This window comes from Enterococcus gallinarum NBRC 100675, from assembly GCF_001544275.1.
GTDB classification, from domain to species: Bacteria; Bacillota; Bacilli; order Lactobacillales; family Enterococcaceae; genus Enterococcus_D; species Enterococcus_D gallinarum.
On record NZ_BCQE01000017.1, the window covers coordinates 59,661 to 83,008 of the forward strand.

The 23,348-nt window shown below is 41.6% G+C and carries 20 protein-coding genes; 9 read left to right on the forward strand and 11 right to left on the reverse strand.

The features are described from left to right. Positions 1 to 7: 7 nt before the first annotated feature. The gene (locus EG2_RS18470) at positions 8 to 2,455 is read right to left on the reverse strand and encodes a hydroxymethylglutaryl-CoA reductase, degradative (protein WP_169793134.1); all 2,448 of its coding nucleotides are present in this window, start codon (positions 2,453 to 2,455) and stop codon (positions 8 to 10) included. 191 nt (positions 2,456 to 2,646) lie between these two features. Here EG2_RS18470 and EG2_RS11170 point away from each other — a divergent pair, with 191 nt between their 5' ends. The 9 genes from EG2_RS11170 (at position 2,647) to vanS (ending at position 12,948) form a co-directional block, all read left to right on the forward strand. Beyond that, positions 2,647 to 3,801, forward strand: coding sequence for a hydroxymethylglutaryl-CoA synthase (locus tag EG2_RS11170; protein ID WP_060814817.1), 1,155 nt, complete (start codon positions 2,647 to 2,649; stop codon positions 3,799 to 3,801). Between the two features lie 445 nt (positions 3,802 to 4,246). Continuing rightward, complete coding sequence (locus EG2_RS11175; RefSeq protein ID WP_060814818.1) at positions 4,247 to 5,221, forward strand: ABC transporter substrate-binding protein; 975 nt, start codon at positions 4,247 to 4,249, stop codon at positions 5,219 to 5,221. Between the two features lie 101 nt (positions 5,222 to 5,322). Next, positions 5,323 to 6,243 carry an ABC transporter permease gene (locus tag EG2_RS11180; protein ID WP_005472153.1) on the forward strand — a complete coding sequence of 307 codons (921 nt, stop codon included), beginning with the start codon at positions 5,323 to 5,325 and terminating at the stop codon, positions 6,241 to 6,243. Further along, on the forward strand, positions 6,240 to 7,049 hold the full coding sequence (locus EG2_RS11185) for an ABC transporter ATP-binding protein (protein ID WP_060814819.1): 810 nt from the start codon (positions 6,240 to 6,242) through the stop codon (positions 7,047 to 7,049). The genes EG2_RS11180 and EG2_RS11185 overlap by 4 nt, the downstream gene beginning before the upstream one ends. Positions 7,050 to 7,395: 346 nt before the next feature. Continuing rightward, positions 7,396 to 8,427, forward strand: coding sequence for a D-alanine--D-serine ligase VanC1 (gene vanC1 / locus EG2_RS11190; RefSeq protein WP_060814820.1), 1,032 nt, complete (start codon positions 7,396 to 7,398; stop codon positions 8,425 to 8,427). After that, on the forward strand, positions 8,424 to 8,996 hold the full coding sequence (locus EG2_RS11195) for a D-Ala-D-Ala dipeptidase/D-Ala-D-Ala carboxypeptidase VanXY-C (protein WP_003126779.1): 573 nt from the start codon (positions 8,424 to 8,426) through the stop codon (positions 8,994 to 8,996). The genes vanC1 and EG2_RS11195 overlap by 4 nt, the downstream gene beginning before the upstream one ends. After that, complete coding sequence (gene vanT, locus EG2_RS11200) at positions 8,993 to 11,089, forward strand: membrane-bound serine racemase VanT (protein WP_060814821.1); 2,097 nt, start codon at positions 8,993 to 8,995, stop codon at positions 11,087 to 11,089. The genes EG2_RS11195 and vanT overlap by 4 nt, the downstream gene beginning before the upstream one ends. Positions 11,090 to 11,177: 88 nt before the next feature. Then, positions 11,178 to 11,873, forward strand: coding sequence for a vancomycin resistance response regulator transcription factor VanR-C (gene vanR-C / locus EG2_RS11205; protein ID WP_060814822.1), 696 nt, complete (start codon positions 11,178 to 11,180; stop codon positions 11,871 to 11,873). Continuing rightward, positions 11,863 to 12,948, forward strand: coding sequence for a vancomycin resistance histidine kinase VanS (gene vanS, locus EG2_RS11210; RefSeq protein ID WP_060814823.1), 1,086 nt, complete (start codon positions 11,863 to 11,865; stop codon positions 12,946 to 12,948). The genes vanR-C and vanS overlap by 11 nt, the downstream gene beginning before the upstream one ends. A 344-nt stretch (positions 12,949 to 13,292) precedes the next feature. Here vanS and EG2_RS11215 read toward each other — a convergent pair whose 3' ends face one another. The 10 genes from EG2_RS11215 to EG2_RS11260 all read right to left on the reverse strand — a co-directional run bounded on the left by EG2_RS11215 (position 13,293) and on the right by EG2_RS11260 (position 23,067). Next, complete coding sequence (locus EG2_RS11215) at positions 13,293 to 14,210, reverse strand: D-alanine--D-alanine ligase family protein (protein WP_249024290.1); 918 nt, start codon at positions 14,208 to 14,210, stop codon at positions 13,293 to 13,295. 329 nt (positions 14,211 to 14,539) lie between these two features. Continuing rightward, positions 14,540 to 15,184 carry a V-type ATP synthase subunit D gene (locus tag EG2_RS11220; RefSeq protein WP_060814824.1) on the reverse strand — a complete coding sequence of 215 codons (645 nt, stop codon included), beginning with the start codon at positions 15,182 to 15,184 and terminating at the stop codon, positions 14,540 to 14,542. Continuing rightward, complete coding sequence (locus EG2_RS11225) at positions 15,175 to 16,572, reverse strand: V-type ATP synthase subunit B (RefSeq protein WP_003126771.1); 1,398 nt, start codon at positions 16,570 to 16,572, stop codon at positions 15,175 to 15,177. The genes EG2_RS11220 and EG2_RS11225 overlap by 10 nt, the downstream gene beginning before the upstream one ends. Next, a complete protein-coding gene (locus EG2_RS11230; protein WP_082709559.1) occupies positions 16,572 to 18,347 on the reverse strand; it encodes a V-type ATP synthase subunit A in 1,776 nt (591 codons plus the stop codon). Before EG2_RS11230 ends, EG2_RS11225 begins: the two co-directional genes overlap by 1 nt. Before the next feature lie 31 nt (positions 18,348 to 18,378). Beyond that, the gene (locus EG2_RS11235) at positions 18,379 to 18,693 is read right to left on the reverse strand and encodes a V-type ATP synthase subunit F (RefSeq protein ID WP_005472140.1); all 315 of its coding nucleotides are present in this window, start codon (positions 18,691 to 18,693) and stop codon (positions 18,379 to 18,381) included. Next, entirely contained in the window at positions 18,686 to 19,687 is a 1,002-nt protein-coding gene (locus EG2_RS11240; RefSeq protein ID WP_060814826.1) for a V-type ATP synthase subunit C, read from the reverse strand. The genes EG2_RS11235 and EG2_RS11240 overlap by 8 nt, the downstream gene beginning before the upstream one ends. 12 nt (positions 19,688 to 19,699) lie before the next feature. Continuing rightward, a complete protein-coding gene (locus EG2_RS11245) occupies positions 19,700 to 20,290 on the reverse strand; it encodes a V-type ATP synthase subunit E (RefSeq protein WP_060814827.1) in 591 nt (196 codons plus the stop codon). Between the two features lie 13 nt (positions 20,291 to 20,303). Further along, positions 20,304 to 20,777 (reverse strand): V-type ATP synthase subunit K, encoded by a 474-nt coding sequence (locus EG2_RS11250; protein WP_003126765.1) that lies wholly within the window; start codon positions 20,775 to 20,777, stop codon positions 20,304 to 20,306. Further along, on the reverse strand, positions 20,761 to 22,755 hold the full coding sequence (locus tag EG2_RS11255) for a V-type ATP synthase subunit I (RefSeq protein ID WP_060814828.1): 1,995 nt from the start codon (positions 22,753 to 22,755) through the stop codon (positions 20,761 to 20,763). Before EG2_RS11255 ends, EG2_RS11250 begins: the two co-directional genes overlap by 17 nt. Then, the gene (locus EG2_RS11260; protein ID WP_003126763.1) at positions 22,756 to 23,067 is read right to left on the reverse strand and encodes a hypothetical protein; all 312 of its coding nucleotides are present in this window, start codon (positions 23,065 to 23,067) and stop codon (positions 22,756 to 22,758) included. Between the last annotated feature and the right edge of the window lie 281 nt (positions 23,068 to 23,348).

Consider the following 23,348-nt stretch of genomic DNA (forward strand, 5'->3'; position numbering starts at 1 on the left):
AAGTTTTTTATTGTTCCCGAATTTCTTCTAAAAATCGTAACGCTTGTTGTTGATTCATTGGTGGATTTTGCCGTAGTTTTTCAGCTACTTGCTCGATTTCCGCTTTCTCCGCTCCAACAGCGATCGCTAGTGAACGAGCTTGCATACTCATATGTCCCTTCTGAATCCCTTCTGAGACAAGTGCCCGCAAAGCAGCCAAGTTTTGAACAAGTCCCACACTTGCAGCTAGCGCAGCTAACTCTTGAGAAGAGTGAACATCACTGATTTCCAATGCTGCTTGTGCTTTTGGTAGGACCTTTGTGGCGCCACCAACAGTAGCGATAGCTAACGGCAACGTGATTTCCCCTACTAATCGATCCGATTCGATGGTCCAATTAGTCAGTCCTTGATAGCTGCCAGTACGAGCTGCATAGCCGTGACAGGCAGCAGAAACTGCCCGGGTATCATTTCCAGTGGCCAGCATCACTGCCTCCACCCCATTCATGATGCCTTTATTATGAGTGACTGCTCGATAAGGATCCGTTTTGGCAAACAAAGAAGCTTGAACAATTTTTTGTGCAACCGTGGCACCATCCCTTTTGCTTAAAGCAGAAAACGGTACTTCACAAACAGCCGTGACTAATGACTCAGTAGCAAGATTGCTTAAAATACTAAATAAGATTTCTTCATTAGGAAACCATTCTCTGAAAAGTGCGGCAACGCCTTCTAAGATCGCATTGATGATATTGGCTCCCATCGCATCCTTGACATCCACGAAAAGATCCACCGATAAAAACGTCGACTGATCAGCAGATTCCTGCTGAGAATCTGCTGGAAAGTGCCGCAGAGCGATGCGTCGCAATCCTCCTTCTCGTTTGACGATCGAAGGATAGCTTTGTTCTGCCCGCTCAAAAATCACAGCTTGGTTTTCCGCAATCCATTGCTCGATTTCATTTGGATTCTTTGCAGAAAAAACAATCTGTCCTCGCAACAATCGTTCTTTGCTTTGCGTATGGATCTCACCAGCCATTTTGGCTCCATTACTCATTGCTGCAATCACAGAAGGTTCTTCTGTAGCCATTGGCACGACATATGCTTTGCCGTCCACCTTCAGATTCATACCTACACCCATTGGCAGCTCGATCTCACTGATTTGGTTCTCAATCAAATGGTTCGCCGTGTCTTCCGCTAACATCATTTGTGACAGTTGTTGTTTGGTTTCACTAGAAATTTTTTGTTGATTCTCAAGCTCTTGTAACCGCTCAGCGGGGGACAACTCATAAAATTTCTTATCCGTCGGCTTTGCTTTTTCAATTGTTGGCCGCTCCAACAGCATAGCCAGCCCTAACCCGCCACCAACACATAAAGATGCAATCCCATAACGGGCTTGGATCTCTTGCATTTGGTAGACCAAAGAAGTCGCTAAGCGGGCTCCTGTAGCACCAATCGCATGTCCAAGAGAAATTCCGCCACCATAGCGATTGACTTTTGCTGGATCCAATCCCAATTCAGACTCCACCACGATCGAAGATGCAGCAAACGCTTCGTTGATCTCAAACACACCGATGTCTTCTAATGAAACTTTTTGATTTTGAAGAAGTGTTCGAATTGCCTTGATAGGAGAGATCCCCATGATTTCAGGGTCAATCCCTACTTCAACGATTTCTTTGATCGTCGCTAAATACGGAATATCATTTGTTTCACAGTAGGTTTTTGATGCTAACAACACCAATGCTGCACCATCATTGATCGTAGAAGCATTTCCAGCAGTTACGGTACCGTCAGTTTTAAAAACTGGTTTTAAAGAAGTCAGTTTTTCTAGTGTGGTCTGACTGCGGATCCCTTCATCTGCGGTGATCGTTTCTGTTTCGCCAGCCAGCGGAACGATCTCTTTCGCAAATTTATTCTCTGCTTGCGCTTTAGCGGCTTTCATTTGTGATTGATAGGCGAACTGGTCCTGAGCCTCTCGCGAGATGTCGTAGCGTTGCGCCACATTTTCAGCTGTCAAGCCCATTGGCTTACTACTAAAAGCATCTGTTAAACCATCTAATGTCATACTTGAGACTGGAACACTGTAAGTATCTTCTGCTTTATTGTAATGACTGAGGGACGGAGCATTCGTCATGCTTTCGATCCCCCCGGCTAAAACAACTTGCGCTTTGCCCAACTGGATTTGTTCCATTCCCATTAAAATGGCTTTCAATCCAGAACCACAAACTTCATTGATCGTTGATGCCGGGATGTCCACTGAGAGACCACTTTGTAGGGCCACTTGTCGGGCAGGGTTTTGGCCATTGCCTGCTTGTAGAACATTGCCGATGATCACTTGCGCGATTTCTTCCTTGATCTTTTGATTTCGTTCAAACATATCTTTCGCTACAGCAGTACCTAATGCAACTGCTGAAAATTTCTTTAATGACCCATGGTATTTACCGATGGGGGTTCTTCGTGCATCGATAATAACAACTTCTTCCACCATGCCACCTCCAACAGAAATATATCATTATTTCCACAAAAAAAGAATACCCCACGAGTTTCCATTCTGTTCCAATCAGCCATTCTTAAATAAAGTTTAAATTCTAATAGAATTTTTTTCATTTTTAAACAAAAATATGATACCGTATAGACGATAGTTATAACATAAGTTAAATCCAAAGGAGCGTCATAATGAACGTTGGTATTGATAAAATAAATTTTTTTGTTCCGCCTTACTATATAGACATGGTTGATCTCGCTCACGCTCGTGAGGTAGATCCTAATAAATTTACCATTGGTATCGGTCAAGACCAAATGGCAGTCAGCAAAAAAACACAAGATATCGTTACATTTGCGGCTAGTGCAGCAAAAGAAATCTTAGAACCTGAAGACTTGCAGGCAATCGACATGGTGATTGTTGGGACAGAATCTGGAATCGATGAGTCGAAAGCCTCTGCTGTAGTCTTACACAGATTGCTTGGCGTCCAACCTTTCGCCCGCTCTTTCGAAATCAAAGAGGCTTGTTACGGAGCAACGGCAGGGATTCAATTTGCGAAAACCCATATTCAAGCCAATCCAGAAAGCAAGGTTCTAGTCATTGCGTCCGATATTGCTCGTTATGGCTTACGTTCCGGTGGTGAACCGACACAAGGAGCAGGTGCTGTTGCCATGTTGCTTACAGCTAACCCACGAATTTTGACTTTTGAAAATGACAATTTGATGTTGACTCAAGATATTTATGATTTTTGGCGTCCTCTCGGCCACGCTTATCCAATGGTCGATGGGCATCTATCCAATCAAGTCTACATCGATTCTTTCAAAAAAGTGTGGCAAGCTCATTGCGAACGCAATCAAACCAGCATCAGCGATTATGCTGCAATCAGCTTCCATATTCCTTATACAAAAATGGGAAAAAAAGCATTGTTAGCAGTCTTTGCCGATGAAGTAGAAACAGAGCAGGAACGAGTGATGGCTCGCTATGAAGAATCCATCGTCTATAGTCGCAGAATCGGCAATCTCTATACCGGCTCTCTGTATTTGGGACTGATTTCGTTATTAGAAAATTCGTCTCATTTAAGCGCAGGAGATCGCATTGGTCTTTTTAGTTATGGTTCTGGGGCTGTTTCTGAATTTTTCAGTGGTCGTTTGGTAGCTGGTTATCAAAATCAATTAAACAAAGAAGCCCACACTCAGCTATTGGATCAGCGACAAAAATTAAGCATTGAGGAATATGAAGCCATCTTTACTGATTCATTGGAAATCGATCAAGATGCCGCATTTTCTGATGATCTTCCTTATAGTATTCGAGAAATTAAAAATACGATCCGTTATTATAAAGAAAGCTAAACCTATTTAATCAAAGCAGCTTAGTTAACCTGGCTGCTTTTTTATTTTACCATTTTCATTCATCCCTTTATCTGTTATAAAAAAAATTTTCAGAATATTGCGTTTTTCAATTGACAGATAACTGAACTTTCGTCTATACTGTAAACAATTCAAGTTTGGAGGAAGAATCATGAAACTATTACTATCCCCACAACTGAATATTGCTTACTTTAGCTATTTTAGATAGTTTGTATTCATAACATTGTGGATACAAACCTCACAACACTTTGTTTGTATCTATAATGGCTAGAGCAGTTTAACGTGAACAGCAGCCATGTAGAGTATCTTCTAAATGGCCGCACTGAATTTCTGAATTTTGGTAAGTTCAAATCCATTTAGACGATTGTCTGAATGGATTTTTTTGTTCCGTTGCTTTTAAATCAAGACTTTTTAGGAGGAATATTTGATGAAAATGAAAAAATGGATAACAACTGGCCTATTGGCAACTACCTTAGGACTTGGACTTGCGGCATGTGGGAATACCAACAATGCCACTGAAGATGGCAAAAAAACGGTCGGTATCTTGCAGCTGGTGGAACATGGTTCGCTAGATGCTGCCTATGAAGGATTCAAAGAAGGTTTGGCGGAAGGCGGCTATAAAGAAGGCGAAAACCTTACTTTAGAATACCAAAATGCCCAAAATAGCCAAGACAATCTGAAGAGTATGAGCGAAAAACTTGTAAAAAATTCTCCTGATCTTCTCTTAGGGATCGCGACACCAGCTGCTGTCTCATTGGCGAATGAAACAACAGATATTCCGATCGTTGTAACTGCAGTCACTGATTTAGTTGAAGCAAAATTAGCGGATTCCAATGAAGCTCCTGGACGCAATATCACTGGTACATCTGACATGGTCCCTATCGATAAACAGATTCAATTGTTATTGAGTATCGTCCCTGACGCTAAAACAATCGGTATTATGTATAATGCTGGGGAAGCAAATTCAAAAATCCAAGCAGATTTGGCAGAAAAAGCGTTGAAAGATGCGGGTGTAGACGTCAAAGTCTTGACAGCGAATACCACAAATGATGTCCAACAAGTAACTACTAGTTTAGCTAAAGATGTGGATGGTATCTATGTGCCAACAGATAATACCTTTGCTTCTGCTGCGGCAGTCGTTGGTGAAGTAGCCAAAGAAACCAAAACACCGATCGTTGCTGGTTCTGTCGAACAAGTGGAAGATGGCGCTTTAGCTACATTCGGGATCGATTACAAGTCACTAGGCAAACAAACGGGTGAATTGGCTGCAAAAATTCTTGATGGGGATGAAAAGCCTGCTACAACACCTGTAGAAACAGCGAATAAACTAGAGCTAGTTGTGAATCAAGAAATGGCAACTGCATTAGGAATTGATCCAGAAAGCATCGTGGCTCCTGAGTAATTTTGCTACTATCTACTATCTACTATAATTTTGCTTCTATATGATGAAATGATGAAAACTAACTTGAAACTAAAAACCTAAAAACGATTTGAGGAAACCTTATGAATTTAATCAATACATTTTTCATACTTATTCAATCAGCTGCCTCTCAAGGTATGTTGTGGGCATTATTAGCGATTGGTGTTTATTTAACCTTCCGAATCTTAGATATTGCCGATTTGACAGCTGAGGGAAGCTTTCCATTAGGAGCCGGCATTGCTGCTGTCAGCATCACCAATGGCCTTTCCCCTTTTACGGCAAGTCTGTTGGGCTTTTGCGGCGGTTTAGCCGCCGGATTTGTCTCAGGGATCTTGCATACCAAATTTAAAATTCCCGCATTGTTAGCGGGAATCATTACCATGACCGGATTGTATTCTATTACAAACCGGATCATGGGGGCACCCAATATTGCCTTGTTAGGGGAAGATACTGTTTTTACTTGGTTTCAAACACTAGGCTTAACGAAAAATACCGCAGTCATTTGTACAGGTCTCCTGTTTGCTGCTGTCGTGATTTTGTTGCTGTTTCTCTTCTTCCGTACAGAGATTGGACTAGCGGTACGAGCAACGGGAGACAATCTCGCGATGAGTGAAGCCAACGGAATCAATACGGACAACATGAAACTAATTGGCTATATGATTTCCAATGGCTGTATTGCTCTTTCTGGTTCCCTCTTAGCTCAAAACAATGGTTTTGCTGATCTTAACTCAGGTGTAGGAACGATCGTGATCGGATTAGCATCGATCATTATCGCGGAAGTCCTTTTCAGCAATAAATCTTTGTGGGTTCGTTTGATCACGATTGTGATTGGTGCGATCTTATATCGTCTAATCCTAGCTATCGTCTTTGAATTCAACGTGGAAGCTTCAGATTCGAAACTTGCCTCTGCCATCGTTTTAGTTATCTGTCTTTCATTGCCGCAAATTCGAACGAAACTTGGATTGCAAAAATTTCTTCCGAAAACCAAAGGAGGTCAATCATGACGACACCTGTTTTAACGATCAGTGATTTACACCAAACATTTGAAAAAGGAACCATCAACGAAAATCATGTCCTTCGCGGGATCGATCTCACTATGAACAGCGGTGATTTCATTACGATTATCGGTGGAAATGGTGCAGGAAAATCAACATTACTCAATAGCATTGCTGGAACGATCCCAACAGAACAAGGTAAGATCGTCTTAGGTGACAAAGAAATCACACGTCATTCAGTCACACGACGCTCCAAAGAAATCAGTCGTGTCTTCCAAGACCCGCGGATGGGGACAGCCGTTCGTTTGACAGTCGAAGAAAACTTAGCCCTTGCTTATAAAAGAGGCCAGGTTCGCGGGTTTTCCTCCGGTGTCAAAGGAAAGCATCGGGCCTTCTTCAAAGAAAAGTTGGCTCGCTTGAATCTTGGACTTGAAAATCGACTGACGACTGAGATTGGGCTGCTTTCCGGAGGACAGCGGCAAGCGATCACCCTATTGATGGCGACCTTGCAACAGCCTAAACTGATCCTGCTAGACGAACATACTGCGGCTTTAGATCCGAAAACCTCCATGACTGTGATGGCACTGACTGATCAGTTGATTCAAGAACAGCAGTTGACCGCCTTTATGGTTACTCATGATATGGAAGATGCCATCCGTTACGGCAATCGCTTGATCATGCTCCATCAAGGCAAAATCGTTGTCGATATCGCAGGTGAAGAAAAACACTCCTTAACGGTACCGGATCTGATGGCACTCTTCCATCAAAATAGTGGAACTGAGCTAAAAGATGATCAGCTATTGTTGCACACTTAACTGTATCTTCTTTGGCTATGGCTGCCTCAATTGGGCACATCACACTACGCCAAAGAACTAACGTATGAATACAGAGGAACCAAGTTGGAAATAGTTCAGCTTGGTTCCTTTTTTGTACGCTTTCCTGCATGCGTGAGCTCTTCCTTCAACGGCCCTTCTGTACCAGAGTTGTTGGCCATTTGACCACTAACAATAGCTTCCCCTGCTTTCTTCAAGCCCTTTGTCATAAAATCGTTAGATTTTCATCATAAAAATACGAGAAAGACAACAGGAAGACCGCAAATTCTCTTTTCTTTTCCTAGGTACACTGAATGTAACCTTAAAAAAAAGGGAAAGGAAGAAAATGATGAAAAAAATTGCCGTTTTATTTGGAGGGAATTCTCCAGAATACTCTGTGTCACTAGCCTCAGCAGCAAGTGTGATCCAAGCTATCGACCCGCTGAAATATGAAGTAATGACCATTGGCATCGCACCAACAATGGATTGGTATTTGTATCAAGGAAACCTCAAGAATGTTCGCAATGATACTTGGCTAGAAGATCACAAAAACTGTCACCAGCTGACTTTTTCTAGCCAAGGATTTATGTTAGGAGAAAAACGAATCGTCCCTGATGTCCTCTTTCCAGTCTTGCATGGGAAGTATGGCGAGGATGGCTGTATTCAAGGATTGCTTGAACTAATGAACCTGCCTTATGTTGGTTGCCATGTCGCTGCCTCCGCATTATGTATGAACAAATGGCTCTTGCATCAACTTGCTGATACCATGGGAATCGCTAGTGCTCCCACTTTGCTTTTATCCCGCTATGAAAACGATCCTGCCACAATCGATCGTTTTATTCAAGACCATGGATTCCCGATCTTTATCAAGCCGAATGAAGCCGGTTCTTCTAAAGGGATCACAAAAGTAACTGACAAAACAGCGCTCCAATCTGCATTAACGAATGCTTTTGCTTACGGTTCTACTGTATTGATCCAAAAAGCGATAGCGGGTATTGAAATTGGCTGCGGCATCTTAGGAAACGAGCAATTGACGATTGGTGCTTGTGATGCGATTTCACTTGTCGACGGTTTTTTTGATTTTGAAGAGAAATACCAATTGATCAGCGCCACGATCACTGTACCAGCACCATTGCCTCTCGCGCTTGAATCACAGATCAAGGAGCAGGCACAGCTGCTTTATCGAAACTTGGGACTGACCGGTCTGGCTCGAATCGATTTTTTCGTCACCGATCAAGGAGCGATCTATTTAAACGAAATCAACACCATGCCAGGATTTACTGGGCACTCCCGCTACCCAGCTATGATGGCGGAAGTCGGGTTATCCTACGAAATGTTAGTAGAGCAATTGATTGCACTGGCAGAGGAGGACAAACGATGAATACATTACAATTGATCAATAAAAACCATCCATTGAAAAAAAATCAAGAGCCCCCGCACTTAGTGCTAGCCCCTTTTAGCGATCACGATGTTTACCTCCAGCCAGAAGTGGCGAAACAATGGGAACGACTCGTACGAGCAACCGGACTAGAAAAGGACATTCGTCTGGTAGATGGGTATCGTACGGAAAAAGAACAGCGACGCTTGTGGGAGTATTCTCTAAAAGAAAACGGGTTAGCTTATACCAAACAATTCGTTGCTTTGCCAGGTTGCAGTGAACATCAAATCGGTCTGGCTATTGATGTAGGACTAAAGAAACAAGAAGATGATGATCTTATTTGCCCTCATTTTCGAGATAGTGCTGCTGCTGATTTATTTATGCAGCAGATGATGAATTATGGCTTTATTCTACGCTATCCGGAAGATAAACAAGAGATCACCGGTATCAGTTATGAACCTTGGCATTTTCGTTATGTCGGGCTTCCCCATAGCCAAGTCATCACTGCCCAAAAATGGACTCTGGAAGAATACCATGATTACTTGGCTCAGACAGTGAGGCAGTTCGCATGAAAAATAAAGGAATCGATCAATTTCGTGTGATTGCAGCCATGATGGTGGTTGCGATCCATTGTCTTCCCCTTCACTATTTATGGCCAGAAGGCGATATCTTAATCACATTGACGATTTTTCGAGTAGCTGTTCCTTTCTTTTTTATGATCAGTGGTTACTATGTGTTTGCAGAACTTGCTGTGGTCAATAGTTATCCTTCACGACAACGAGTGTTCAACTTTATCAAAAAACAGCTAAAAGTCTATCTATTAGCCACACTAATGTTTTTACCATTAGCACTCTATAGTCAAACGATCGGCTTCGATCTACCAGTTGGAACATTCGTACAAGCACTTTTGATCAATGGCATTCTTTATCATCTTTGGTACTTTCCGGCTTTGATTACTGGGAGCCTACTCCTAACAAGTTTGCTGATACAGGTCTCCTTCAAAAAAGTGTTCTGGCTTGCGGCTGGATTGTACCTGATTGGATTAGGTGGTGATAGTTGGTTTGGACTGATCCAACAGACACCCATCGAACCATTCTATACTGCTGTGTTCCACCTATTAGATGGTACCCGCAACGGTATTTTCTTTACACCATTGTTTTTGTGCTTAGGTGTGCTGGTCAGAAAACAATCAGAGAAAAGAAGTTTATCCAAAACAGCCCTCTTCTTTTTGATCAGCCTTATCGGATTGCTTATTGAGAGTGCGTACTTGCATGGGTTTTCTATACCTAAACATGACAGTATGTATCTCTTCTTGCCTGTTGTACTCTTTTTCTTATTTCCACTGATTTTGCGCTGGCATCCCCACAGGACTTGGAAGCATCCGGGACAGCTATCTTTGTGGCTTTACCTTTTACATCCTTATACGATTGCCGCCACACACTTTTTGAGCCAAAAAATCAGCATTCTGCAAAACAATCTAATCAACTATTTGGTTGTTTTGATCTTGACGATTGGATTCATTTGCCTCTTTTTAAGACAACAACACTCATGGTTTAGACACAAACAAACAACGCCCGTTAAAAGGGCCGTAAAAGAATTCTCAAAGACAGCCCTTTTGCATAATCTACAGGAGATCCAACGGATCATCTCACCGAAAACAAAAGTGATGGCAGTCGTTAAAGCCGATGCCTACGGCTGTGGTGCCAAAGAAGTTGCTCCTATTTTAGAACAAGCCGGAATTGATTTTTTTGCGGTGGCTACGATTGATGAAGGTATTCAATTGCGGAAAAATGCTGTCAAAAGCCCCATCTTGGTCTTGGGATATACCTCTCCAAAACGCATAAAAGAGCTTCGTCGCTACTCATTGACCCAATCGATCATCAGCGAAGGTCATGCTGTAGCATTGTCACAAAGAAAAGTAGCGATTGACTGTCATTTAGCCATCGATACTGGAATGCATCGGCTAGGTGTAACACCGACTATCGATTCAATTCTTTCGATTTTCGCTTTGCCCTTCTTGACGATCAGTGGTGTTTATTCTCATCTTGGTTCGGCAGATCGCTTAAATCCTGATAGTATGATTCGCACTCAGAAGCAGATTGCCTGCTTCGATCAGATTCTCCTAGAGCTGGATCAGAGACAGATTTCTTATGGTGTCACACACTTACAAAGCAGTTATGGTATTTTGAATTATCCAGACTTAAGCTATGATTATGTGCGTCCGGGGATTTTATTGACAGGATCCCTCAGTGATACGAAAGAGCCTACAAAACAACGAGTAAGCTTACAGCCTATTCTGACCCTCAAAGCGCAGTTGATCACTAAGCGAGTCGTTGCCAAAGGGGAAGCGATTGGTTATGGGCAAACCGCCGTGGCGAATCAAGAAACAACTGTTGGTGTTGTGAGCATCGGCTATTGTGATGGACTGCCCCGTTCTCTATCAAATCAAGAGTTTTGTCTTTCCTATCGCGGTCAGTCCTTGCCGCAGATCGGCTTGATCTGCATGGACATGCTTTTGATAGACTTGAGCCATTGTCCTACGATCCCAGTTGAAAGTGAAATTGAAATTCTGACAGATTGGAGCAATACTGCCGAGCAAGCACAAACTATAACCAATGAGTTGATTTGTCGGATCGGCCCACGAGTCAGTGTTAGGATCAAATAGAAAACGATGCATAAGTTTACCAGGTAAGGTATGATGGGGATATGGAAACGTGAGAATCCGAAACTATGTTTAGGTGGAGTGAAAGAGTATGTCAGAAAAAATAGTCGTTGTTGATGATGAAAAAGAAATTGCGGACTTAGTCACGACCTTTTTGCAAAACGAAGGATTTAGTGTGCAGCCGTTTTATGATGGTACTAGTGCCATCGCCTATATTGAAAAAGAAGCCATTGATTTGGCCGTTTTAGATGTCATGTTGCCGGACATTGATGGCTTTCAACTGTTACAGCAGATCCGCAAGACCCATTTTTTTCCAGTGTTGATGCTGACTGCCAAGGGAGAGGATCTAGACAAAATCACTGGATTGAGTTTGGGAGCGGATGACTATGTCACCAAACCTTTTAATCCTTTAGAAGTTGTGGCTCGGGTAAAAACCCAATTGCGGCGCTATCAGCGATACAATCATTCCGCTGCTTCTCCAACAGTAGAAGAATATGAAAAAGACGGCTTGATACTCAAAATCAACAGTCATCAATGCATTCTCTACGGCAAAGAAGTTTTCCTGACTCCTATTGAGTTCAAAATATTGCTATATTTATTTGAGCATCAAGGATCCGTCGTCTCTTCCGAAACACTTTTCGAAGCGGTTTGGAAAGAAAAATATTTAGATAACAATAATACTGTCATGGCACACATTGCTCGTTTAAGAGAAAAATTGCATGAAGAACCTCGTAAACCTAAATTGATCAAAACCGTATGGGGGGTCGGCTATATCATTGAAAAATAGAAATCCTTTGATCCGAAAGCTCTTGACCCAATACTTTATCACCACTGGAATCTTGCTGGCATTCCTTGTAATGATTCCATTAGTCATTCGCTTTATTGCCGGAACCCGGACTTGGTATGGAACGGAACCTATCTACTATATCTTGCGTTTTTTTGCGGATCGCTGGTTGTTTTGTGTTGCGATAGGCGCTTTACTGATATGGTTTGGTACCACCATTTACTATATGACCAAAGCCATCGGTTATTTGAATGAAACGATCCAAGCCACGACTCAACTAATTGAAGAACCAACCAAACGCATCACTTTGTCGAGCCATCTGATTGATGTTCAAGAGGAAATGAATCAACTGCGGGAGAAAAGTCTGCAAGATCAACGTGCCGCTAAAGAAGCGGAACAGCGGAAAAATGATTTGATCGTTTATCTCGCCCACGATTTGCGGACGCCTCTGACAAGTGTCATAGGTTATCTGACTCTTCTAAAAGAAGAACCACAACTATCCAATGCGATGCGGGATCGTTACACTGAGATTGCTTTACAAAAAGCCCAACGGCTGGAACTATTGATCAGTGAATTCTTCGAGATCACACGCTTCAATTTGACCACGATCGTTTTGCAGACAGAAACGACTGATTTAAGTTTAATGCTTGAACAGCTGACCTTTGAGTTTTTACCTCTCTTGGAAGAAAAGAATCTAAATTGGCAACTCAACTTACAAAAAAATGTTCTTGCAACAGTAGACACCGAAAAAATAGCTCGTGTCTTTGATAATCTCATTCGCAATGCCATCAACTACAGCTATCCAGATTCGCCTTTACTTCTTGAGTTGGTCGAATCAGACAGTATTCTCATTCGTCTGACGAATCGTGGAAAAACAATTCCAGAAGAGATGATCGGACGTATCTTTGAACCTTTCTATCGCATGGATTCTTCCCGAGCTACAGCAACAGGCGGAACTGGTCTTGGTCTTCCGATTGCAAAAGAGATTCTGTTGGCATCTGGCGGGGATATCTCGGCAGAAAGCAAAGACGAAACTATCATTTTCAACGTTCGCTTGCCAAAACCTGCCAACAGCTGACGTCTATTGATTTAAAAAATCTCTAGTATCAACTTTCCTATAAAAAACTGTGACATCAGTCTTTCAACAAACGAAATATCCGAAAAGCATACTTCTGCGGGCTATAGGTCCAAAGGAAAAATGTATCAGAGATACCATCATCCAGTGATTATGCTTCGGAGAACTTAGTGTAGCTGAACCTTTTGTCACAGTTTTTTAATGGAACCTTCAATCAATCGCTGACATCCTGACTATTTGTACCAGCTTTCAAGTGATAGTTCAACAATTGTCTCACACAATTCTGAAAAAGAAATTCCTATGGCTTCAGCTTCTTGTGGTAATAAACTGGTTGGCGTCATCCCCGGTCAACTATTGGCTTCAATACAGTAAATATCAAGCTCTTTGGTAACGATATAATCTACTCTGGAATAAATTGATAAGCCCAAAACTTTGTTCACTAATACGGTCATTTCACTCAACCGCGTCGCCAAATCACTCGAAATGTCAGCTGGCGTTATTTCTTCTGTTGCTCCTTTTTGATATTTATTTTCATAATTATAAAATCCTTGTTGGGGAATTATTTCGATCGCTGGCAGAACATTATCGCCAAGTACGCCTACAGAGAATTCTCTCCCTTCTATCTTCTGCTCAATCATCACTTTACTGTTGTATTTTTCAGCTTTTTTTAAGGCCTTAGAAAATTGTTCTTTATTTTCAACGATTTCAACTCCGATGCTTGACCCATTATCGATTGGCTTAACAACACAAGGTGAAGAATAATACACTTCTTGTCCTTGCTCCCATATTTGCCACTTTGGCGTGGGAATGTCATTCAGTTTCATTAGTTGTTTAGCTATATCTTTATCCATTGCCAATAAACTGCCTTTGTAATGAGAACCTGAGTAGCGAATACCATAAAGATCAAAGAAAGCCTGTAGTTTTCCGTTCTCTCCAATGCCCCCATGCAATGCGATAAAACAAAAATCAGCATCCCGACAGAGTTCTACTACATTCTTTCCCATCACATTTTTCTGGCTGCTATTCTTTTGGATAAGTTTCTCAATATCTGGTTCATTCTCATCCACAAAATAATCATAAGGATTCTCTTCTTGTTTTTGAATCGAGTAAGCGGCTTCAAATGTCTTCTCGTTATTTCCTTGATATAAATCCAACAATAATGCTCGGTGACCTCTTTCCTCAAGAGCCATGGCGATTTGACCTCCGGAAGATAATGATACATCTCTTTCATGACTGAGACCGCCTGCTAATACCACAATATTCATGATACCTATCCCTTCTTTTACTTTTTGTTTTAGTTTAGAAATAGCTAGCATTCATTTTATCATGAAGAAAAATTTCTCGCTATTCTTTCCATAGCAACATATTCTGTTCAAAATAAGCCTCCTTTCACATTGCAGAAATCACTAGCCCTTCGCTTTACAAACGAATAACACAAACACGGCAGCTATTTTCAGATTTATACTGAAAACAGTTGCCGTAAGCTTATGTTATTCCCAAAGAAAAAATGAACCAGTGTTACTGACTTCTCAACTTAAAAATCTTTCTGATTATGACAGAAAATAGTTGAAAAAAAGGCAAATTCTCATTGCGTCTAGCGCGTGTCATTTTCGGCAATGATATCCGTCACTTTCATCAAACGTGTCAATGTTGCTCGTTCATCCTCTGCTAAGTTGCTCTCAATGTATTGGATGGTTTCTGTCAACTTCGGAATTGTCATGTATTCTAGTGCGTTGACCCGCCTACGAGTCCGTTCGATTTCATTTGCCATCAGCTGACAAGTTTTTTCAATTTCAGCTAATTGTAGCATGACTGGCAAAATCTGATCCAGATGGGACAGAGAAAGATCCAACTCACTTGTCGTACTAACAAAACCATATGAAAAATCATCATCCGAACTTTCTTCTTCATAAACAGGATTGAGTACCGGTACCTCCATGTTCATCACCGTGCGGCTTTGAACATCCAACGTCACTTTATTCAAAGGAATCATAAAAGCTTCTTGCAAGATCACATCAGGAATACTACTAGATGCCAAAACATACTCTTCCATTCCAGCTTGTAACGCTGATTCCATTTGTTGGCGCAATTTTTGATTTTTTTTGACTAACTGAATGAATTGGCGAACCAACTCATCTTGTTTATCTTTCAATAACTTATGTCCCCGAGTTGCCGTCGTCAAGCGTTTGCGAAGCCGACTCAATTCCATTCGAGTCGGATTGACATTCATTATTGCCATGAAGGATTCACATCCTCCCCAGTAGGAAGATAGGCTTCAATAAATTCTTCTTTGATTCGGCTCAATTCTTGCTTCGGTAATGTAGCGAGCAATTTCCAGCCAATGTCCAATGTTTCTTCAATCGTTCGGTTGGTATCAAATCCTTGATTTACGTATTCTTTTTCAAAAAGATCCGCAAAACGAGCAAATTTCTTATCAATATCTGAAAGTGCGGATTCCCCTAATACGATCGACAGTTCTTTGGCAGCCTTCCCATCAGAATATGCCGCGTAGATTTGGTTCATCGTCGCCGCATGATCCCGCCGAGTCTTGCCTTCTCCGGTTCCTTTATCTTTCAGTCGGGACAAACTAGGTAGAATGTCCACTGGCGGATTGATGTTTCTCTTGTAAAGATCACGGGAAAGGATAATTTGTCCCTCTGTGATATAGCCGGTCAGATCGGGTATTGGGTGGGTCTTATCTCCATCCGGCATCGTCAAGATCGGAATTTGAGTGACGGATCCTTCTTTATCCATCAAACGTCCTGCCCGTTCATAAAGAGTCGCTAAGTTGGTGTACAAATAACCAGGATAACCGCGTCTGCCAGGAACTTCTCGGCGAGCAGCTGAAATTTCCCGCAGCGCTTCACAATAGTTTGTCATGTCGGTCATGATAACTAATACATGCATCCCTTTTTCAAAAGCTAAGTACTCGGCTGCTGTTAATGCCATTTTCGGTGTAGCAATCCGCTCAATGGCTGGATCATTGGCTAAGTTCATGAACAATACCGAGCGATCCAATGCACCGGTTTTGCGAAACTCTTCTACAAAGAATTCAGCTTCTTCGAAAGGAATGCCGATCGCCGCAAAAACGATGGCAAAGTTACCTTCTTGACTTGGCACAGTCGCTTGACGGGCAATCTGTGCTGCAATTTCCTTATGAGGCAATCCTGACGCAGAAAAGATCGGCAGTTTTTGACCACGGACCAACGTGTTCAAGTGATCGATCGTTGAGATCCCCGTTTGAATGAACTCATCTGGAAAATCTCTGGCCATTGGATTGATGGCTTCGCCATTGACGTCGATTCGTTTTTCTGGAATGATCTGCGGTCCATCATCCTTAGGCTTACCTAGTCCATCAAAGACACGTCCCATCATATCTGGCGATACACCAAGCGTTAAACCCGTTCCTAAAAAGCGGGCTTTACTCTCTTCTGCACTCAGGTTACTAGTGCCTTCAAAAACCTGTACAACGGCATAATCATCACTGACTTCTAAAACCTGCCCTTGACGAACCTCGCCACTGTCCATTCGTACTTGGACAAGCTCGTCAAATTTGACGCCTTTGACATTTTCTACCACCATCAAAGGACCAGCGATTTCCGAGACTGTTCGATATTCTTTTAGCATTAATGAATTCCTCCAGTCTCTACGATTTTTTGTAATAATGCTTTCGTGTCCTGTTTGATTGCATCTAAACGTGTTAGTTCTTCTTCAGGAATATATTTACTGCGGGCGATCCGTTCTCGCAGATCGATGGTACCTTTGGTTATATCATCAAGATACGCCCCTAGCTGCAAGGCCCGTTTTGCTTGTTCATCAAAATATAAAATATTTTCTAGCATTTTAAATTGCTTATTTCTTGACGTATAGGTGTCCACGTCATCAAAAGCGTTCTGCTGCAGATAATCTTGACGTAAAGAACGAGCCGTCATCATCGTCAAACGATCTTTCTGAGAGAGAGAATCCATTCCCACTAGCTGAACGATTTCTTCTAAGCGGCTTTCTTCTTGCAAGGTCGCCATTGCTTCATTGACCATCTCCGACCAGCGAGGTCCCATCAACTGATCTAAATAAGAATTGATTTGATCTTCATACAAAGAATAGGAGTTAAGCCAATTAATAGAAGGAAAATGCCGCTTTTGTGCCAACATACTGTCCAATGCCCAGAAAACTTTCACGATCCGCAACGTGTTTTGAGTAACTGGTTCTGAGATATCCCCTCCAGCTGGCGAAACAGCACCAATAGCTGTAATACTGCCCTCTCGAGGCTCCGATCCCAACGAACGGAACCGACCAGCACGCTCATAGTATTCCGCGATCCGGCTGCCTAAATAGGCTGGATATCCTTCATCTCCAGGAATTTCTTGTAAACGACCGCTCATTTCTCGTAATGCTTCGGCCCATCGTGAAGTCGAATCTGCCATGATCGCTACACTGTATCCCATATCCCGATAATATTCAGCAATAGTGATTCCTGTATAGATCGACGCTTCACGAGCTGCAACTGGCATATTTGAAGTATTGGCAATCAAAACGGTTCGTTCCATGATCGATTCACCCGTGTGAGGATCGATCAATTCTGGGAATTCATTGATAACATCTTTCATTTCATTGCCGCGTTCGCCACAACCAACATACACAACGATGTCGACATCCGACCATTTCGCGATTTGATGCTGAACAACGGTTTTTCCTGCACCAAAAGGTCCCGGCACAGCTGCCGAGCCACCTTTAGCTACCGGAAAGAAGGTATCGATCACCCGTTGACCAGTGACTAATGGTTCACCCGGATTTAACTTTGCTGCCGTCGGTCTAGGCTTACGGACAGGCCATTTTTGCATCATAGTCAAACGTTGTTCGCCTTCTGCCGTCTCTAAAAGACAAATCGGTTCAGTAATAGCGTAATTACCTACCATGATTTCCTTTACAGTGCCTTTTACACCTGGCGGAACCATAACTTTGTGTTCAATGGCTGTTGTTTCTTGAACAAGTCCTAGAATGTCTCCAGCTTGTACGTTGTCCCCTACTTTGACTTGCGGCATGAACGTCCATTTTTTTTGACGATTTAGCGGGTCAATGGTCACACCCCGTTCCAAAAAATCACTCTCCGTTTGATTCATAAAGGTATCTAATGGACGTTGAATACCATCAAACATTTCTGTCAGCAAGCCAGGGGCTAATTCAACCGATAACGGAGCCCCTGTTGATTCAACGGGTTCGCCCGGTCCAATTCCTGCTGTTTCTTCATATACCTGGATCGACACGAGACCTTTCTTGATCTCGATGATTTCTCCAATCAAGCCTTTTTCACTGACTTTACAGATTTCATGGATCTTAGCTCCTGATAAACCTGAGGCCGTGACCAAGGGACCAGATACTTTTTCTATTGTGCCAAATGCCACATGCATTCCTCCTAGTTGCCGTACTTCTCTTTTAAGAATCTAATATATTCATTCCAACAGCTTTCTCGACATTCTGCTGGATCCGTGCCATTCCGATCCCTAGACTCCCTGTACTGCTGGGGATGGGGATGATGGCTGGTGTGGGTAGTTCTTCGTATTGTCGAATGATTGACTCCAACTGTTCAATCAATCGCTCGGTCAAGAAGATCACCCCATAGTCTTCTGCCATTTCCTGCAGCTGTTGCGCGGCTTCTTCAAGATCGTCTACAGGATAGATATCGATCCCTAGACCTTTGAAGGGCAAAATTGAATTTTTGCCACCCATCATTGCTATTTTTTTATTCATACGTATCACGCACCCGACTTCTTAATATCTCTTCCGGTACTTTATTGATTTTTCCAATCAAAATAATCCGTAAATTTTTACTTTCGATTTCTTTTGCATACAAGTAACCGATCATCGCAGATGGACCGAATGGTACGATTTTTTGTTCTTTCAATTTTGCCATCAAAAAGTTATCTTTTCGCAGATCAAACGTATTGAGGGTCTTCTTCTCAATCAGTTCTTCATAGCTGTGATTGATCAAATTTTTGTAAGGTGTATTTTGCAGATACTGGACAAAAACTTCCAAAGACGTCGTGATTGCTTCCAACAGTTCTTTTGCAGGGAGAGTCCCATTATCTGCTAGAACAGCGCTGATAAAGCCTCGATGACGCTTCATGGCGTAACTACGTAGTGCTGTCGAAATATTAAAAATATCTACTTGCCGTTGAATGATTCCTTGTAAAAACGGATCATCATATCGCTTGCCGATTGACCAAAGATGTTCCCAAAAATGATTGTCAAAAATGATATCTATGGATTGAATCTCATGATAATTTTCGATATAGGAAAATACTTCATCGATACAAGCAATCATTGGCTGCTCTGCGTGCGCACTTTTTCTTGTGTTGACCAAATCTTTCAATTCATTTAAAGGCATGGTTCCGATCGGTACCAAAAATTCAGAAAAGTCTTGTTTCATGAATTTAGCTTTTACTAACACCTTCAGATTTTGATAATCATAGCGAAGGGCAAAATAATCCACCACAGAACGATCAGGTGTTAGCTGATACAAGTTTTCATATACTCGTTTTAATTCTGCGGTCAATACTTGTTCAAAATCATGGACTCGATCTTCTTCATTGATAAAATCACCATAAACGGTTTCTCGCAAAAGAGCATAAACTTCTTCGGCACTGTTGGCAGAAAGCATACGTTCGTAACGGCTGCGACTGATCAATTCCGCTTCATAGGTTCGTATTCGTGTATTCAGCGTGTTGTATTTGATATCTTCCATTTTTACACCCGCTTACTGTTCAAAAATCAATTGCAGTAATGTATGGCTCAACTCTTCTTTGCTGGCATCCAATAACGCATCAAACGTAAAGTTCAGCTCAATATCGCCTTGGCGCAGTAAAAATCCGCCTTTTCTCGGCAAAACTTGTTTTGCAACTGTTAGTCGACATTCAGGAATCGTTTGTTGAATCTCTTTCAAAAAACCTTCTGTCAGCAGATGCGCACTTTTTTCTCCTAGTACCAATTCAACTTCACCAGAAACCTGTGCTTCTTGTACTCCTTTTGTGACGAATGCTTGAAAATCAGCGGCTTCCATTTGGTTCAAGCGCTTAAGTGCTTCACTAAACAATTCTTCCAAAACTGATTGTTTCGCAGCAAGCACTTTATTGCGAGACTGAATGTGAATATCGGAAATCTGCAAATACATTTCTGCCCGTTTTTCTTTTTCAAATTGAGCCAAACGATCAGAAAGTTGTTCTTCTAGTTGAGAACGTTTGAGACGCTCCTGTTTTTCAATTTCTACTTGCGCATCATTAAGGACCAACTGATACTTCTTTTCAGCATCTGCTGTGATTTTTTCGGTTAATCGCGTAATATCAGACATCTTTCTCCCCCTCTTAATTTAAGACTAGCAAGAAGGAAATAACGAAACCTAAGATACAATACGTTTCCATCATCGCTACATAAATGATCCCTTTTGTCACGTGCTCCGGTTTCTTGGCTAAAATCTGCATAGCGGCACTTGCAGCACGTCCTTGCCATCTTCCGGCAACGATTGCTGTCAACGCAATAGGTAAAGAAGCGATAAATAGGTACATTCCTCTATCAAGGGAGATCGTTCCGCTCATTTGACCAAAAATCATGAATGAGATAACAAAACCGTATAGTCCCTGGGTACTTGATAACAGTTCCAAGATCAAGGCCTGTCCAAATTTTTCTGGTTGCTCTGCAGTCAATCCTGCTGCGGCTTCACTGGTCATACCGACCCCGATCGTTGAGCCGATCCCACCACAAATTGTTGCTGTAGCTACACCTAATGCGGCAAAAACTAACCCGCCATTTTCATAAAAGAAACTAATCCAATTTTCCATTCTTTTCCTCCTGCATTTTCTCTTCTGAGATAACTTCTACGTATTTTTCATCGGTTTTGAAAGGTACAAATGCTCGTCCCCCACCGGTGAAAAATTTTCCGAAATATTCTAAATACTGTAAACGAATACCATGAACATACGCACTTAAATAGCTTAAAAAGATATTTAATGCATGCAGCGCCACAAAAAGCAAAATACCGACTGTGAAACGCGCAGCTATTGGTAAATAACTGATGATCAAATTGAATGCGGATGCGATACTGCCCCCTGCGACTCCTAACGCCATGAGTCGTGTGAAACTGATCATATCCCCTACGTAATTCGTAACATCCATTAATCCATATAGTCCTGAGCCGATTTTACCAGCTAGTGTTTTGCCTTCTAAACTACCGCCAAATACAACTGCCACTAAGCTAGCGATAATCATGATCAAACCAATGGTTTGTAAAGGCGAATCAGGCAACAACAACATTCCTGCTGCCAATAGAACAACACTGATCAAAAAGACCATCCAAGATCCAGCCTGAAAAACAGCCTGTAGCTTCTGATCTTTTCGTTTCCAAAGGACATAAAACTTCAAAGCTAATCCAAACATGATTTGGATATATCCGAAAATGATCGACAAGACCAAAATCTGATTGACATCTTCTTGGGCTGATAACAATTGGAATGAAAATTCAAAGCCAAAGAAATTACCATAAATCAAGCCCCAAATAATCGTGGGAATCGAACAAAGCTGAAACAGCGTCAAATTTTGTTCCAATCCTTTACTTAGATGAAAGAATTTTTTGCCCAATAATGTTGCCAAAAACAGTAATAATCCATAGCCGAAATCTGCAACCATCATTCCAAATGCAACCATATAAAAAGGCGCCATAAACGGTGTAGGATCTAATTCATCATACTGGGGCAGACTATACATCCGCACTAACCCTTCAAAGGGTTGTATCCACCGCGAATTATTCAACAAAATCGGAACATCCTCGATTTCTTGTTCTTTCACTTGTTGGTATTCAAGATGAAAAGCATCTTTGCTGGCCTGTTGGATCCTTTTCTCCAGTTCTGCTGCTTGCTCAACAGGGATCCAGCCTGAAATAGCTACGGCATGAGCCGAACGAAGCAACTTTTCATTACTCTGAGCTCGTTTGATCGCGCCATCTAAATACTCTGCTACGAGACGCAATTGTCCCTGCTCTTCGCTCATTGCACGTAAGGCGTGTTTGATTGTTTTTTCTTCCTCAATCAATGCGTGGGATTTTTCTTTTACATGTTGCAGGTCATCTTTGGGCAGACCTGAATAGGGATAGGTATACTGCTCGAATGCAGTCTTTTTTAAAAGGGAACTTACTTTATCTTTAACATCTTTATGGAAAAGAACGAATAAGTATGTAGTCGTTTGTGATTGATAAACTGTTTCAAAATAAACGAGGGGCAGTTTTTCGCAACCCTTTGTGAAAGCCGCAAATTCTGAATTTGGGAGCGAACCTAATAGGCCACCTGATTTTTTTAATTCATTCAAAATCTGAGGACGGTCTTCAAAATATTTCCATTTATTCAGTTCTGCTTCTTGAGCCAAAAGCTCTCGTTTTTCTTGTTCGATCAATCGCAGACGTTTGTCTTGTTTTCGAAGTGTTTGACAAACTTCTTGCCAAGGATAAGTATGAGCGGCTTGCGCTAATTCGTGAAGTGTGTACCGCTTGATTGGTTGCCGAAGTTTTTCCAGCATTCCTTTTTTTGGAACATATTCCTCTAATAATTGCAGTCCCCAATTTACTTGATCAAATTGGTTTTCTACTTCTTCAGTCTGTTTCTGTTCATCACGAACGGGTGTTAACACGCCTGTGGTTTCATCTGACTCATAATACATTTCAGAAAAAAGCAATTCGACACCTTGAAAGTCTTGCAACTGATGTAAAACGGCATCTTTTTGTTCGTAAAAGGTCAACAGGCTGAATTTTTGCATTTTTGCAATCGCCATCTATGTCACAACCTTATTTATTATTATTGCCAATGCTTGTTCTTTCAACTCAGCTGAAATCGTGCGCAATGTCTCAACTTCCTCTTTTGTTTTTGCCACAAGAGGTTGTTTTGATTGCTCAAATTCCGTTGCAACTTTTTCTTCGATCATTCGTTGTGCTTCACGTTCTTTTTGTACCAATTCTTTCTGGAATGCTGAAATTCTTGTTTGACTTTCATGGATCAGTTGTTTTTTTTCAGCTTCCGCTTTCGTGTTTTTTTGTTCTGCAAACTCTTCTGCTTCTTGCAGCAAACGAATGGCATCTACAGACATTCTCTCACCTACTTTCTACTTTTTTCCGCGAAAAAAAACCATTACGAATCAAGCGATCGCTGTTCGTATGGTGTTAAAATTTAATAAGTGTCACCTACTCACACTTACCCGCGTCACTAATATAACCGTAACATATATTTTGTAGTATAACAAGGTTTCATCTGTTTTTTTATAATCTTTACATATAAAATTTACATTTTTTGCACATTTTCACGAAAAGTAATCCCTTTCATTATAATGGAGGTTTTTTAATCAAATAAAAAAAAGATGAAAGAAAAATG

What these genes read in the sequence shown, in the direction of transcription:
- EG2_RS11255 (WP_060814828.1), bottom strand. Translation starts at nt 22,755, where the DNA reads ATGGCGATTGCAAAAATGCAAAAATTCAGCCTGTTGACCTTTTACGAA.
- EG2_RS11245 (WP_060814827.1), bottom strand. Translation starts at nt 20,290, where the DNA reads ATGTCTGATATTACGCGATTAACCGAAAAAATCACAGCAGATGCTGAA.
- EG2_RS11250 (WP_003126765.1), bottom strand. Translation starts at nt 20,777, where the DNA reads ATGGAAAATTGGATTAGTTTCTTTTATGAAAATGGCGGGTTAGTTTTT.
- EG2_RS11260 (WP_003126763.1), bottom strand. Translation starts at nt 23,067, where the DNA reads ATGTCTGTAGATGCCATTCGTTTGCTGCAAGAAGCAGAAGAGTTTGCA.
- EG2_RS11240 (WP_060814826.1), bottom strand. Translation starts at nt 19,687, where the DNA reads ATGGAAGATATCAAATACAACACGCTGAATACACGAATACGAACCTAT.
- EG2_RS11195 (WP_003126779.1), top strand. Translation starts at nt 8,424, where the DNA reads ATGAATACATTACAATTGATCAATAAAAACCATCCATTGAAAAAAAAT.
- EG2_RS11185 (WP_060814819.1), top strand. Translation starts at nt 6,240, where the DNA reads ATGACGACACCTGTTTTAACGATCAGTGATTTACACCAAACATTTGAA.
- vanC1 (WP_060814820.1), top strand. Translation starts at nt 7,396, where the DNA reads ATGAAAAAAATTGCCGTTTTATTTGGAGGGAATTCTCCAGAATACTCT.
- EG2_RS11225 (WP_003126771.1), bottom strand. Translation starts at nt 16,572, where the DNA reads ATGCTAAAAGAATATCGAACAGTCTCGGAAATCGCTGGTCCTTTGATG.
- EG2_RS11180 (WP_005472153.1), top strand. Translation starts at nt 5,323, where the DNA reads ATGAATTTAATCAATACATTTTTCATACTTATTCAATCAGCTGCCTCT.
- EG2_RS11215 (WP_249024290.1), bottom strand. Translation starts at nt 14,210, where the DNA reads ATGAATATTGTGGTATTAGCAGGCGGTCTCAGTCATGAAAGAGATGTA.
- EG2_RS11170 (WP_060814817.1), top strand. Translation starts at nt 2,647, where the DNA reads ATGAACGTTGGTATTGATAAAATAAATTTTTTTGTTCCGCCTTACTAT.
- vanT (WP_060814821.1), top strand. Translation starts at nt 8,993, where the DNA reads ATGAAAAATAAAGGAATCGATCAATTTCGTGTGATTGCAGCCATGATG.
- vanR-C (WP_060814822.1), top strand. Translation starts at nt 11,178, where the DNA reads ATGTCAGAAAAAATAGTCGTTGTTGATGATGAAAAAGAAATTGCGGAC.
- EG2_RS11220 (WP_060814824.1), bottom strand. Translation starts at nt 15,184, where the DNA reads ATGGCAATAATGAATGTCAATCCGACTCGAATGGAATTGAGTCGGCTT.
- EG2_RS11175 (WP_060814818.1), top strand. Translation starts at nt 4,247, where the DNA reads ATGAAAATGAAAAAATGGATAACAACTGGCCTATTGGCAACTACCTTA.
- EG2_RS11235 (WP_005472140.1), bottom strand. Translation starts at nt 18,693, where the DNA reads ATGAATAAAAAAATAGCAATGATGGGTGGCAAAAATTCAATTTTGCCC.